Here is a 12,384-nt window from a genome sequence, read left to right as displayed (position 1 = left end):
TCTGCTCTCAGACTTTCCCGCTGCCCCAGTTGGCGTAAACCGGATAATCGACATCGTTCAGCAGGCTTACGGTTTCCTGCAGCGGCAATCCCACCACGTTCGTATAGGACCCGACCAGCTTCACGACGAAGCTGCCTGCCAGTCCCTGGATGGCGTAGCCGCCCGCTTTCCCGCGCCATTCGCCGGATGAAAGATAGGCATCCATCTGCTGGCGGGAGAGCCGCTCGAAGCGAAGCCGCGTTTCCACCAGTGTGTGGCGCAGATTTCCATTTGGCAAGACAAGGCTCACGCCGGTGAATACCTTGTGCGTGCGCCCGGAAAGCAGGCGCAGGCATTCTCTCGCCTCGTCGGCAATCTCGGTCTTGGGGAGAATGCGCCGGCCAACGGCCACGACCGTATCGGCGGCAAGAATGAAGGCATGTGCGAAATTCGCATCGTCCTTCAACAATTCCTGTGCCTTGCGCGCCTTTTCCCGCGACAGACGGCGCGCCAGCGAGCGCGGGTGTTCCGCGCGCTGCGGCGTTTCATCTATATCGGCCGGATAAATATGGTCCGGTTCGATGCCTGCCTGCCCCAGAAGCTCGATCCTGCGTGGAGAACCGGAGGCTAGAACCAGCTTGTGTTGCGCGCTCATCGACTAGACATTTCCTGGAACGGATTGCTTACTTGAAGCGGTAGGTGATGCGGCCCTTGGTCAGGTCGTAAGGGGTCATTTCAACCAGCACCTTGTCACCGGCCAGAACGCGGATGCGATTCTTGCGCATACGGCCAGCCGTATGGGCGATGATTTCATGTTCGTTCTCGAGCTTCACCCGGAACATAGCATTGGGCAGCAGTTCCGTAACAACACCCGGAAATTCTAGGACTTCTTCTTTCGCCATGCGATACCTGTTTCTTTCTTCGATAAACTGCGCTCTCGAGCGGTCTTTAGAACGCCGTGCGTCTCTGGGACGCACAAAGGACGCTCTGATTTATTGAATCTACGCATCGTGCTTTCCGAAATCGATTCCGATTTTCGGGCTGATGCGGTAGGTCGGAATTTGCGCGGAACCTATATGATTAGGCGGCATTTGTGAACAACGGAATTCGGCGAACTTATTGCTCGTCAAAACGGTGCATGATCTGGCGTTTCAGACGGTCACGCACATCGCGATAGGCCGCCATGATCTGGCTTCTGCTGCCCGTTACCAATGTCGGGTCCGGCGTCGGCCAATATTCCACATCGACCGAGAAACCGCGCATGCGTTCCAGCACGGTGTGGTGGGCAAGCGGCGTCAGCGTTACGATCAGATCGAAATAACCATCCGCCAGTTCTTCGAGGCCACGTGGCTGCCGATTGTCGAGGGACAGGCCTTCTTCCTGAAGGACTGCATCGACAAACGGATCGCGCTCGCCCCGCTTCACGCCTGCGGATGCTACATAAATATTGGGGGGAAGGGCCTGTCTTGCAAGTAATTCCGCGATCGGCGAGCGAATTGAATTCTTGCCGCAGACGAAAAGCAGAGACTTGGGCAGGCGTGGTTTATGATCTTCATTGCCGTCGGCGCTGGATTTTCGGGGAGGGACATCAGTGATGACCATCAGTGATCAGCCCCTCCAGTGCAGGACGCAGACAAGGGTGAAAAGCCGCCGCGCCGTGTTGAAGTCTACCTCGATCTTGCCCTTCAGTCGCGCCTGGAGCGTTTGCGACCCTTCATTGTGCAGGCCGCGCCGCCCCATGTCGATTGCCTCGATCTTGCTTGGCGTCGCCGAGCGGATCGCCTGGTAATAGCTTTCGCAAATCATGAAATAGTCCCGCACGACGCGGCGCAAGGGCGTGAGCGAGAGAATATGGGTTGCGACATCCTCGCCGGTTTCCCGTGCGATGGCGAAAATCAGCCGTGATTCCATCAGCGAGAGCTTCAGGCGGTAAGGTCCGCCCGTATCGTCCCCGATCGGGTGGAAGGAGTTTTCCTCGATGAGATCGAAGATGGCTACCGCGCGTTCATGCTCGACGTCAGGCGTCGAACGCCCGATGGATTCATCGAGCTCGACGTCAATAAGGCGGGCATTTGGAACACCGGCAGTCATGTCACCTCATAGGTTCAACCGGATGGCGACGGACTGGGCGTGGGCATCGAGGCCTTCAGCGCGGGCAATTTCGATTGCCGCAGGCCCGAGTACGCGCAGCTGATCGGGGCCGAGCTTGAGAAGCGACGTGCGTTTCATGTAGTCGAGAACCGAAAGTCCGGACGAAAAACGCGCCGAGCGCGCCGTCGGCAAAACGTGGTTGCAGCCGCCGACATAATCGCCGATCACTTCCGGCGTATACCCGCCGATGAAGATCGATCCGGCATTGCGGATTTTTGGCAGCAAGGCTTCCGGGTCAGCGGTGGCGATTTCCAGATGCTCAGCTGCAATGCGGTTGGCAAGCGGAATGGCGGCTTCAAAATCCTCGACCAGAATGACGGCCCCGAAATCGCGCCAGCTCGCGGCTGCGGTTTGCGCGCGCGGCAGGTTGCGGAGCTGGCGTTCGACAGCCTCCTCCACCGCTATCGCCAGCGCTTCATCATTGGTCATGAGGATCGATTGCGCGGCAGAATCGTGCTCTGCCTGGGCAAGCAGGTCAGCGGCGATCCAGTCGGGATTGTTGTCCTTGTCGGCAATGACCAGAACTTCCGATGGGCCTGCGATCATGTCGATGCCGACCGTGCCGAAGACGATGCGCTTGGCGGCAGCAACATAGGCGTTGCCGGGGCCGACGATCTTGGCGACGGGCTTGATCGTTTCGGTGCCATAGGCAAGGGCCGCGATAGCCTGCGCCCCGCCGACGCGGTAGATTTCGGAAACGCCAGCCAGACGTGCGGCCACCAGCACCAGTGGATTGAGAATGCCATCGGGCGCCGGGACGACCATGACGATGCGTTCCACGCCCGCTACCTTGGCAGGAACGGCATTCATCAGGACGGAACTGGGATAGCTTGCCGTGCCGCCCGGAACATAAAGCCCCACGGCCTCGATGGCCGTCCAGCGCGAGCCAAGCTCGACGCCCAGCGCATCGGTGTAACGGTCATCCTTCGGCAATTGCCGCGCATGGTGCTTCTCGATGCGCTCATGTGCAAGTTTCAGCGCCTCGATTGTCGAGGCGGGCGCTGTCTCGAAAGCCACATCGACTTCGGCTTCGGTTACCGCAATGCCGATTTTTTCAAGATCGATCCGGTCGAAACGGCGGGAATAATCGATGAGCGCGCTGTCGCCTTCGCGGCGCACCCGGGCGACGATTTCCCGCGCTGCCCGGTCCACATCTTCGGATGCTTCGCGCTTGCTTGCCAGAAATGTCGCGAAATTATTCTCGAAATCGGGATCGGTTTGTCTGAGCGTCTTGACCACGCTTCTGTTCCTTCAAATCTGCCAAATCTGCTTGCCAGCCAAATCTGCTCGCCAGACCGGCGTCCGGCTGACGAAAGACGGTCTCGTGTGACCTTCTTTCAGACGTTATGGCGAGGAAGCGATTCTGTTTCCCATGCCGCGCCAAGGTCCGTCATTTGCGCCTCAATGCATTCCACTTCAAGACGGATAGCCGCATTTGCCGAAAAAGTCAGTTCTATTGTTCCGGCAGGTGTTTCACCGGCGGTGAACTGAACGGCCATGAGGGAAAGCACCTCATCCGGCTTCTGGCGGTCTATCCCGGTTGCCCGGGCGGCAATCACGCGGTTGAAGTGCAGGGCGGTGCGGCGGCGCTGATATTGCGGCTTGCGCAGGAATCGCGGCTTGCTTTCTTCCCAGACGAACCGGTTAGCCGTCAGGATGAAGCGCTTTTCATTGGCGAGATATTGAAGGTCGGATACTTTCAAAACCGCGTCCTGAAGATGAGCCGACAGGACCTGCAAATCCTCCTCATCCAGCGCCACGAGCTTCAGCATATCCATACTCCAACACCACTTTCCCGTTATCGGTTAATAACTGTTCCCGGCGGCGGGGAAATCAACCACCCGCCTGATTGTTGATCAGCTGGCCCGATATTCACCTGGCCGATTATCAACTTGGCATGTCGAAACAAAAAAATCGACAGGCTTTTCAAGCCTGTCGCTGTTCATTGGCTTCTTCAAGGAGAATAAGAAAAGAGCGGAGCAATGAAAGTCGCTCCGCTCGGCCCTATCAACCACTGATGCGTTCCACCAACGCGCCGCAGCGGGACAGTTTTTCTTCCAGCCGCTCGAAGCCGCGATCCAGGTGATAGACGCGGTTGACCATGGTTTCGCCCTCGGCGGCTAGGCCCGCGATCACCAGGGAAACCGATGCGCGCAGGTCCGTCGCCATCACCTGTGCGCCTTTCAGGCGCTCCACGCCTTCGACGGTTGCCGTCTGGCCGGACAGGGAGATTTTTGCGCCGAGACGCGCCAGCTCCTGCACGTGCATGAAGCGATTTTCAAAAATGGTTTCCGTGATGCGCGAAGTTCCCTTCGCCTTGGTCATCAGGCCCATGAACTGCGCCTGCAAGTCGGTCGGGAAGCCGGGGAAGGGGTCGGTGGTGACGTCGACCGGCTGGATGCCATGGCCATTGCGCACCACGCGCAGGCCGCTATTCGTCTCGGTGATCTCGGCACCCGCCTGACGCAGCGTGTCCAGCGCCGACGACAGCAGGCTTTCCTGCGCGCCTTCCAGAAGCACGTCGCCGCCGGTCATCGCAACGGCCATCGCGTAGGTGCCGGTCTCGATACGGTCGGGAATGACGCGAACGCGCGCGCCCGAAAGGCTGGTCACGCCTTCCACCTGGATGGTGCTGGTGCCCGCACCGGTGATTTTTGCGCCCATTGCGTTGAGGCAGTCGGCGAGATTGACGACTTCCGGCTCGCGGGCCGCATTCTCGATGATCGTCTCTCCCTTGGCGAGAGCCGCTGCCATCAGCATGACATGGGTCGCGCCGACGGATACTTTCGGGAAGCTGTAGCGGGCGCCGACAAGGCCGCCCTTCGGCGCGCGCGCCTTGGCATAACCGTTTTCGATGTCGATTTGCGCTCCCAGTGCCTGAAGCGATTCCAGCAGCAGGTCCACGGGGCGGGTTCCGATGGCGCAACCGCCCGGCAGCGAGACGGTTGCCTCCCCGGTGCGCGCCAGAAGCGGCCCGATGACCCAGAAGCTGGCGCGCATCTTCGACACAAGCTCATAAGGCGCGGTCGTGTCGACGATATTGCGGGCGGTGAAGTGAATGGTGCGCGAATAGGCGCCGTTCTGGTGCTCGCGACGCCCATTCACCGAATAGTCGACGCCGTGGTTGCTCAGGATGCGTATCAACTGCTCGACATCGGCCAGATGCGGCACGTTTTCGAGCGTCAGCGTATCGTCGGTCAGAAGCGAGGCGATCATCAAGGGCAGGGCGGCGTTCTTGGCGCCGGAGATTGGAATGATGCCGTTGAGCTTGTTACCGCCGACGATTTTGATGCGATCCATGCTTTGTCACCTTCTGGGCCGATACCTTGCCCGATAAATTTGCACCAAATCCAGCGGCCGTTACGGCGCGGAGGCGTTGCGTGATGAAATTACGAGTCTTGCGGCCAAATTACGTCAAATACGAATCACAAAAGGACGATATCGCTGCGAAGAACAGAAATGAGCTTTTACCGCAGAGCCTCCCTATCTTCAAGAAAGGCTTTGTCGTCGTGATTCTCAGTCGGTGTCGTCGCTGGCAGCGGTGATGCCGTCGTTTCGTTCATCGGCTTCGCCTGCGCGCCGCGATCTCAATTGCGCTTTGCGGCGCATGAGATTCGCGCGCAGTTCCTCGGCCCGGCGCTTTTTGCGCTGGTCGGATTGGATTTGTTTCTCTTTGTTGGTGGTCGTGTCGCTCATGACGGTCTTCTACTACGGGAAAAAGGGCCGGAAAAGCGGGTTTCAGATGCGTGTTCGGCAGATTTCCACATTATGTGAAAAGAAATGCAATTGCTTGCTTGCGATTTGCGTAATGATGTGGCAGAAGTCCGCCGCACTCAAGAGATTGCTGCGGTAGCTCAGTGGTAGAGCACTCCCTTGGTAAGGGAGAGGTCGAGAGTTCAATCCTCTCTCGCAGCACCATTTCCTCCTGATATTCAACGCAAATTTGGCTTCATCCCTCGTAGGGCAGGAGAGCAGATGCGCATCGGTGTGCACCCATCCCGCATTGGATAGCCGACCGGACCAGCTACGCAACCGGCACCGCCTGTTCACATTCTTTGCAAGACGCTCGGCATTTGCAGCTTTAATGCTGTCGGCGCAGTTCACGCCGGCCCCGCTTCAGCGGGGCACTCGTTCCGCGGCAGGTTGTTCACGTGCCGCCTTCCTTGTTTTTCTTCTTCTTGCCCTCATCATAATGAAATTTGATGGCAAAGAACATGGCCACGCCCAACACGATGACCTTGAATGCCATCAAGCCTATAGGGATCCATTCCATTTAACCGCATTCCCGAGCTGCTATTTTCCGTGACTGGCACTAGCACATCGCGGTTCGATGAACAGATCATATTTGGTTGATCTCGCTGACGTTTGGAAAAGCACTGTGTCGTGCAAATGCGATATTCGTTCAGGCGGGCTCAATCCTGTCAGGCCGCCTTTCTTTCGCAGCCGCTCTTTTCGATGTATACTGCCTGCCTGATCGTCAGGCTTCACGCGGATTATCCGCTGACCATGTGAAGCCGGAAATTGCGTGCAGGCCTGTCCTGACCGCCGCCCTTGCCGTCAGGACTGCCTAACCCGCAGGAGGAGCGTCATGGCACAGTTTCATGTAATTGCAGGTCGGGACCAGACTGCCTTTTATCCGGAAGTCAAGCGCATCCAGATGGCGGATGTAATCGATGCCCTGCGTTTGGGTTTCGACGACTTCTGGGCGAAGCCATCGCATTACGTTTTTCTTTGTCTCATATATCCGCTGGCCGGGTTGTTCATCACCTATTGGAGCACCAACGCAAATGCGCTGCCGCTCCTGTTCCCCCTCATGTCCGGCTTCGCGTTGATCGGGCCGGTTGCCGCCTTGCCGCTTTATGAAATGAGCAGGCGCCGCGAGGAGAAAATGGACACGAGCTGGAGGCGCGCTTTCGATGTCAGCCGCTCCCCGGCATTGCCGTCGATCGTGGCCGTCGGCTCCTTCCTTTTCGCAATCTTCATTGCGTGGCTGTTGGTGGCTCAGAATCTCTATGTTCATTATTTCGGCCCCATGCCGCCCGAGAGCTTCTCGATGTTGATCAATCAGGTGTCATCGACGGAAGAGGGGCGCAGTCTTATTTTCGCCGGTTGTGGCATTGGCTTCCTTTTTGCAATCGTCGTCCTGTGCTTGACGATTGTCACCTTTCCGATGCTGCTCGATCAGGATTGCGGGGCTGCGGCGGCTATCGCGACATCATTGCGTGTCGTCTGGCGCAATCCACTCGAAGCGCTGCTTTGGGCGGCAATTGTAACCGCTATGCTGGTCGTGGGCTTCGCCACCATGTTTGCCGGACTGGCTGTGGTGCTGCCCATCCTCGGACATGCGACGTGGCACCTCTATCGAAAGACGGTTGCGCAGCCGGCGTTGGCGCGCGCCGGATGATAGGACGGATCGGAGGGCCGAAGACCAAAAGTAACCTGTCGTGGAACTCCGAAATACGATTGGGCTGGACAAACGGATATTTGCAGTGGCCAATATAAGAGACGGCATTGGTAGCACTTCATAGTTCCCAATAGTGTTGTGCCGTATTGGCGTCGCGCCCGTGGCGCCGCGTTACTTCTTGTTTTGAGCTTGAGAGGCAAACAAATGTTTCGTGCCACTGCCATTATTCGTGCGGATGAGGTGATCGATGCTGTGCCTGCGGGCCACGCCGTTCTTGAACGCGATGAACGCCATCTGCGGCGCAAAGCCATTGCTCTGGAAGGCGGCGAGAAGGTGCTTGTCGATTTCGCGGAGCCGGTTGTGCTGGGTCACGGAGACAGGCTCGTTCTGGACGACGGGCGCGAAATTGAAATCCGCGCTGCAAGCGAGGAACTCTACGAAATTCGCGGGCGCGATCCGCTCCACATAGCCGAACTCGCTTGGCATATCGGCAACCGGCATCTGGCGGCACAGATCGAGAATGACCGTATCTTCATTCTTCGCGACCATGTCATCAAGGCGATGCTCGAGGGGCTTGGCGCCAAGGTGACGGATGTAACGGCAATTTTCAGTCCGCTGCGCGGTGCATATGCGGGTGGCCATTCGCATCATGACCACGGACATCATCATGGTCACCACGACCATGACCATGACCATCATCATCACCACGACTGATATTTACTGGCGTTAGTGACATCACGGCCATGAAACACGAACCCCAACATTCGAGGCTTTTTCGCACATGACACAGAAAAACGGACCCTTGCGCATCGGCATTGGCGGGCCGGTGGGATCGGGAAAGACGACGCTGACCGAAAAGCTCTGCAAGGCGATGCGCGATAAATATTCGGTCGCCGTGATTACCAACGATATCTACACGCAGGAGGACGCCCTTATTCTGGCTCGCTCTCAGGCCTTGCCCGAGGAACGGATCATGGGTGTCGAGACGGGCGGATGCCCGCACACGGCGATCCGCGAGGACGCCTCCATCAATCTGCAGGCAATCGCCGAAATGAACCGGCGGATTCCGGATCTGGATATCGTCTTCATCGAATCCGGCGGCGACAATCTGGCGGCCACGTTCTCGCCCGATCTGGCGGACCTGACGCTTTATGTCATCTCGGTTTGTCAGGGTGAGGAAATTCCGCGCAAGGGCGGACCGGGCATCACGCGGTCGGATTTCCTGGTGATCAACAAGAGCGATCTCGCCCCTCATGTGCACGTTGATCTCGAGGTCATGCAGGGGGATGCGGCGCGGATGCGCGGCTCACGTCCGTTCGGTTTCACCGATCTCCATCGCGGCAAGGGCGTGCCGGAGATTATCGACTTCATCGTCGAGAATGGCGGGCTGGAGCTGCGTTGAGCGCAGCTCGTTAAGGGATCATGTCTTCCAAAGTGGGAGATGTTTCAGCGTGCTTTTGTGCCGCCGGGGACCAGAACATGCCAGACCCGCGCTGGCAGCGCCAACGCCGGATTGTGCATAAAATCAACCAGTAAGGGAATGGCGCACCCGAAAGGATTCGAACCTCTGACCCCCAGATTCGTAGTCTGGTGCTCTATCCAGCTGAGCTACGGGTGCTTGCCTGTGTGCCGCTCGCTGCGGCGATGGGCGGTTGATAATCGGACAAATCGCTAAATGCAAGCGTCTTCTTAGAAAAAAATGTGGTTCTGTGAAGATTTCTTGTCAGGCCTCGCATTTCCGGGCTTTTCGGCCGGAGCCGGTGCAACGGCAGATTGTCTAGGCGTTCTCTTCGGTGCGCTGGTTGCTGCGGTCTTCGCGGCGCATCTGCAAATCAGGAATGCGAATCTCGAAATGCGCGCCAACAGGGCGGTCCTCGCGAAGCTCGATTGTGCCGCCATGCGCACGAACCAGTTCCTGCGCAATGGCAAGCCCGAGGCCGGTGCCGTCGCTGCGCGTCGAGCCACGGAACGCCGTGAAAAGATTGTCGCGCGCCTTTTGCGGCAGGCCGGGGCCGGTATCCTCGACGCCGATGATCGTCGTCGTCCCGATTCTTCCCGCCGAAATCGTTAGTCGCTTGACCGTCGCGACATCAGTCGTCTGGTCACGCTCCATGGCCTGAACGGAATTTCGGCAGAGATTGCTCAGGACCCGGAACAACTGCTCCGAATCGACATTCAGCTCGAAATCTTCCGGAACTAGATTCTCGAACTCGATGCTGCTTTCGGAGCTGGGACTCAAGGTTTCCTGCACGTCCGCGATGATGGTGTGCAGCAGGACGCGGCGCGGACGCGGCGGCGCTTCCTGCGAACGGCCATAGGCCATCACGCTTTCGGAATAGCTGATCGCACGGCTGAGCGTGCGAATGAGCTTGGGAGCGAACCGCTGCACCATCGGGTCTTCGGTATCGGCAAGCCTGTCCGACATCAACTGCGCCGAAGCCAGGATATTGCGCATGTCGTGGTTGATCTTGGAAACGGCGAGGCCGAGATCGGCCAGGTGTTTCTGTTCCTTCAGCGTGCGCTGGAGGTCGCTCTGAATATGGGATATCTGGCGCTGGGCGATGCCGAATTCGTCCTTGCGATTTTCCGGAACGAGAATGAGCGCGGGATTGTCGGGAGACGATGCGAAATCGATCATGTTGCGATGCATGATGCGCACTGGCCGCAACAGCATTTCATGGATGATCAGGTAGATCAGGCTTGCCGCTATCACGGAAATGATGAGGGATATGAAAGTGACGTTGCGCGCATAGACGAGCATGGCGTGGCGAAGCGGCGCATCGGAGGTGACAATTTCGATGACACGGTCCGGCGAACCGGAGGATGAAACCGAACCGAAGATTCGCAGCGTTCTCTCCCCGCCGTTGAACAAGGTGCCGAATGCATCCCAAATGGCCGCCGCTTCGCTGATATTGTTCAGATCGATGATCTGATCGATCTTGCCGGGAACTTCCGACATGGCGAGCAGGCGCGACGCCCCGGCCTCACGCATGGCGATCGCCTTGGTGCCGGTGGCCAGAAGCACCTTGTCCTGGATTTCGCGCGGCACATCCATGTTGCCGCTGGCCGCCAGCACTTCGCTGACGGCGCCCACCGTATCGAGCCGGGAACTCATCCAGCGCACGCGCATATTGGCCACGGACGGGACGAAGATCAGAACTTCGGTGATCAGCACTGCGAGCGCGGTCAGCAGCAGGAGCTTGCTTGAAAGCCGGTTGCGCCAGGGCAGTCGTGTAAACTGGGTTGGGGAGAGCCGCTCGACGGTCGCAGTCCGAGAGGCCGCTTCGGGGGAAAGCGCGCCCGTTTCCGTGGTCTTTTCAACAACCGCCATAGCCTGCTTCCAATTCAAGGCGAACCGGCCCAATTGCCGCGGTGCCTAAACCGGTCTGCCGTCGAAACGCAATTCATAAAGGTAGCCTCCTATATATGGAGCCGGCCGATAAATCCAACAGCCTTTGTTCAATCGGTTAAAAACGCCCCCGGTTCCGCGCTCTTCATGCGCAGCATTACCGAAATTTAACTCGACGGTGCGAGGCCTCTATGCAAAATCGTAGTCGGAAAAATCCGTACTTCTTCTGGTCCTGCCCGGAGAATGCGTGATTTGCGCAATGTGAAGGCAATCATCATTCTGATACTATTTGCTGGCATTTTCCGCGCCCGACATAATGGTTTCGAATACGAGGTCCGTCCGGGCGACGGTACACCTCGCCGGAGAGCTGAATGAAATCCTGGAAGCAGATTGCCTTGTGCCTGCTCATCGCCGCGGCCGCCATCGGCGGCTGGTATGCATATAAGAACAAGTCCGATGTGGTGAAGGCCGCCGCAACGGGCGAAGCGCCCAGAAACGGGGGCGGGCGGTCTGCGCCGCTGGTCGTCGTGGAAGCGGCGGGCGAAGAGACCATCAACAACCGGTTGACGGCTATCGGCTCGGCACGGGCTCTCAGCACCGTTTCGATAACCCCATATTCCAGCGGCTACATGACGAAGCTTTACGTCAAGGCTGGCGACATGGTGAAGGAAGGCGATCCGGTCGCAGAACTTGATGCCGAGACGGAGAAGATCGCCGTCGCCAAGGCGGAAACCGCATTGAAGGATGCGCAGACGACCCGCCAGCGCATCGCAAAATTGCGGGCGACGAACACGGCAACGGAAGTTCAGGTGGTCGAAACGGAACTGGCGGTCGCCAATGCGCAGCTTGCCTTGCAGGACGCGCAGCTCGCCCTGAGCCGCCGCACGGTCCGTGCGCCCATTTCCGGCATCGTCGGCATCCTGCCCGTCAATGTGGGTAATTACATCACCGCACAGACGTCCATCGGCCGCATCGATGACCGGTCGAAAGTGCTGATCGATATCTGGGTGCCGGAACGGTTCGCGCCGCAGATCAAGGTCGGCCAGCCCTTGATGGCGGAATCGACCGCTTTCCCTGGCGAGACCTATAGTGGCGAAATCAACGCCGTGGACAACATGCTGGACGAAGCCAGCCGCACGCTGCACGTCCGGGCAGAAGTCCCCAACACGCAGGATCGCCTGCGCGCCGGCATGTCGTTTTCCGTCACCGTTCTTTTCCCGGGCGACCGCTATCCCTCGGTCGATCCGCTGGCCATCCAGTGGGGCGCAGACGGTTCCTATGTCTGGCGCGTCGAGGACGGCGTAGCCCGCAAGATCGACGCGCGTATCGTTCAGCGCAATTCAACAAATATCCTCATCGACGGTCCGGTGAAGCAGGGCGACCTGATCGTCACGCAGGGCGTCCAGACCGTGCGGGACGACGCGCCCGTACGCGTGAAGGACGAGCAGGGTACGGCGCTGGCGGACCCGGCCTCGGCAAAGCGGACCGCAGGATGAGGATG

The 12,384-nt window shown here is 58.6% G+C and carries 14 protein-coding genes and 2 tRNA genes; 5 read left to right on the top strand and 11 right to left on the bottom strand.

Features of this window, described 5'->3' with window-relative positions; genetic code table 11:
* Nucleotides 1–7: 7 nt before the first annotated feature.
* From ACS5UA_RS04795 to ACS5UA_RS04760, 8 genes are all read right to left on the bottom strand, one after another.
* Entirely contained in the window at nucleotides 8–634 is a 627-nt protein-coding gene (locus tag ACS5UA_RS04795) for a Maf-like protein (protein ID WP_006465971.1), read from the bottom strand.
* 28 nt (nucleotides 635–662) lie between these two features.
* Nucleotides 663–881, bottom strand: a complete 219-nt coding sequence (gene infA / locus ACS5UA_RS04790) for a translation initiation factor IF-1 (protein WP_002965531.1) — start codon at nucleotides 879–881, stop codon at nucleotides 663–665.
* Nucleotides 882–1,095: 214 nt separating this feature from the next.
* Nucleotides 1,096–1,581, bottom strand: coding sequence for an arsenate-mycothiol transferase ArsC (locus tag ACS5UA_RS04785; RefSeq protein ID WP_244629898.1), 486 nt, complete (start codon nucleotides 1,579–1,581; stop codon nucleotides 1,096–1,098).
* Nucleotides 1,582–1,587: 6 nt separating this feature from the next.
* On the bottom strand, nucleotides 1,588–2,070 hold the full coding sequence (locus ACS5UA_RS04780; RefSeq protein ID WP_006465974.1) for a UPF0262 family protein: 483 nt from the start codon (nucleotides 2,068–2,070) through the stop codon (nucleotides 1,588–1,590).
* Between the two features lie 6 nt (nucleotides 2,071–2,076).
* Nucleotides 2,077–3,369 carry a histidinol dehydrogenase gene (gene hisD / locus ACS5UA_RS04775; protein WP_443101204.1) on the bottom strand — a complete coding sequence of 431 codons (1,293 nt, stop codon included), beginning with the start codon at nucleotides 3,367–3,369 and terminating at the stop codon, nucleotides 2,077–2,079.
* Nucleotides 3,370–3,467: 98 nt separating this feature from the next.
* Nucleotides 3,468–3,908 carry a DUF2948 family protein gene (locus ACS5UA_RS04770; RefSeq protein WP_021586309.1) on the bottom strand — a complete coding sequence of 147 codons (441 nt, stop codon included), beginning with the start codon at nucleotides 3,906–3,908 and terminating at the stop codon, nucleotides 3,468–3,470.
* A 229-nt stretch (nucleotides 3,909–4,137) separates the two neighbouring features.
* On the bottom strand, nucleotides 4,138–5,430 hold the full coding sequence (gene murA / locus ACS5UA_RS04765; RefSeq protein WP_006465977.1) for a UDP-N-acetylglucosamine 1-carboxyvinyltransferase: 1,293 nt from the start codon (nucleotides 5,428–5,430) through the stop codon (nucleotides 4,138–4,140).
* Between the two features lie 216 nt (nucleotides 5,431–5,646).
* Nucleotides 5,647–5,826 (bottom strand): hypothetical protein, encoded by a 180-nt coding sequence (locus ACS5UA_RS04760; protein WP_006465978.1) that lies wholly within the window; start codon nucleotides 5,824–5,826, stop codon nucleotides 5,647–5,649.
* 147 nt (nucleotides 5,827–5,973) lie between these two features.
* On the opposite strand from ACS5UA_RS04760, the gene ACS5UA_RS04755 reads away from it, so the two are divergent.
* A tRNA-Thr gene (locus tag ACS5UA_RS04755) sits at nucleotides 5,974–6,048 on the top strand.
* Between the two features lie 229 nt (nucleotides 6,049–6,277).
* Here the strand turns inward: ACS5UA_RS04755 and ACS5UA_RS04750 are convergent.
* Nucleotides 6,278–6,403: a hypothetical protein gene (locus ACS5UA_RS04750; RefSeq protein WP_006465979.1), complete on the bottom strand. Its 126-nt coding sequence runs from the start codon at nucleotides 6,401–6,403 to the stop codon at nucleotides 6,278–6,280.
* A gap of 315 nt (nucleotides 6,404–6,718) precedes the next feature.
* On the opposite strand from ACS5UA_RS04750, the gene ACS5UA_RS04745 reads away from it, so the two are divergent.
* The 3 genes from ACS5UA_RS04745 to ureG all read left to right on the top strand — a co-directional run bounded on the left by ACS5UA_RS04745 (nucleotide 6,719) and on the right by ureG (nucleotide 8,936).
* Nucleotides 6,719–7,534 (top strand): DUF2189 domain-containing protein, encoded by an 816-nt coding sequence (locus tag ACS5UA_RS04745; protein ID WP_021586307.1) that lies wholly within the window; start codon nucleotides 6,719–6,721, stop codon nucleotides 7,532–7,534.
* Between the two features lie 204 nt (nucleotides 7,535–7,738).
* The gene (ureE, locus tag ACS5UA_RS04740) at nucleotides 7,739–8,248 is read left to right on the top strand and encodes an urease accessory protein UreE (protein WP_021586306.1); all 510 of its coding nucleotides are present in this window, start codon (nucleotides 7,739–7,741) and stop codon (nucleotides 8,246–8,248) included.
* Nucleotides 8,249–8,315: 67 nt separating this feature from the next.
* Complete coding sequence (gene ureG, locus ACS5UA_RS04735; RefSeq protein ID WP_021586305.1) at nucleotides 8,316–8,936, top strand: urease accessory protein UreG; 621 nt, start codon at nucleotides 8,316–8,318, stop codon at nucleotides 8,934–8,936.
* A gap of 139 nt (nucleotides 8,937–9,075) precedes the next feature.
* On the opposite strand, the gene ACS5UA_RS04730 is transcribed toward ureG, so the two are convergent.
* Nucleotides 9,076–9,152 (bottom strand) — tRNA-Arg (locus ACS5UA_RS04730).
* A gap of 159 nt (nucleotides 9,153–9,311) precedes the next feature.
* On the bottom strand, nucleotides 9,312–10,865 hold the full coding sequence (locus tag ACS5UA_RS04725) for a sensor histidine kinase (protein ID WP_021586304.1): 1,554 nt from the start codon (nucleotides 10,863–10,865) through the stop codon (nucleotides 9,312–9,314).
* Between the two features lie 389 nt (nucleotides 10,866–11,254).
* Between ACS5UA_RS04725 and ACS5UA_RS04720 the strand changes: the two genes are divergently transcribed.
* Nucleotides 11,255–12,379: an efflux RND transporter periplasmic adaptor subunit gene (locus ACS5UA_RS04720; protein WP_021586302.1), complete on the top strand. Its 1,125-nt coding sequence runs from the start codon at nucleotides 11,255–11,257 to the stop codon at nucleotides 12,377–12,379.
* The last annotated feature ends 5 nt before the right edge of the window (nucleotides 12,380–12,384 follow it).

The organism is Brucella sp. RRSP16 (assembly GCF_052246815.1).
Taxonomy (GTDB): Bacteria; Pseudomonadota; Alphaproteobacteria; order Rhizobiales; family Rhizobiaceae; genus Brucella; species Brucella intermedia.
Note: the sequence above shows the minus strand (reverse complement) of the source record. Positions and strands in the feature narration are given on the sequence as shown.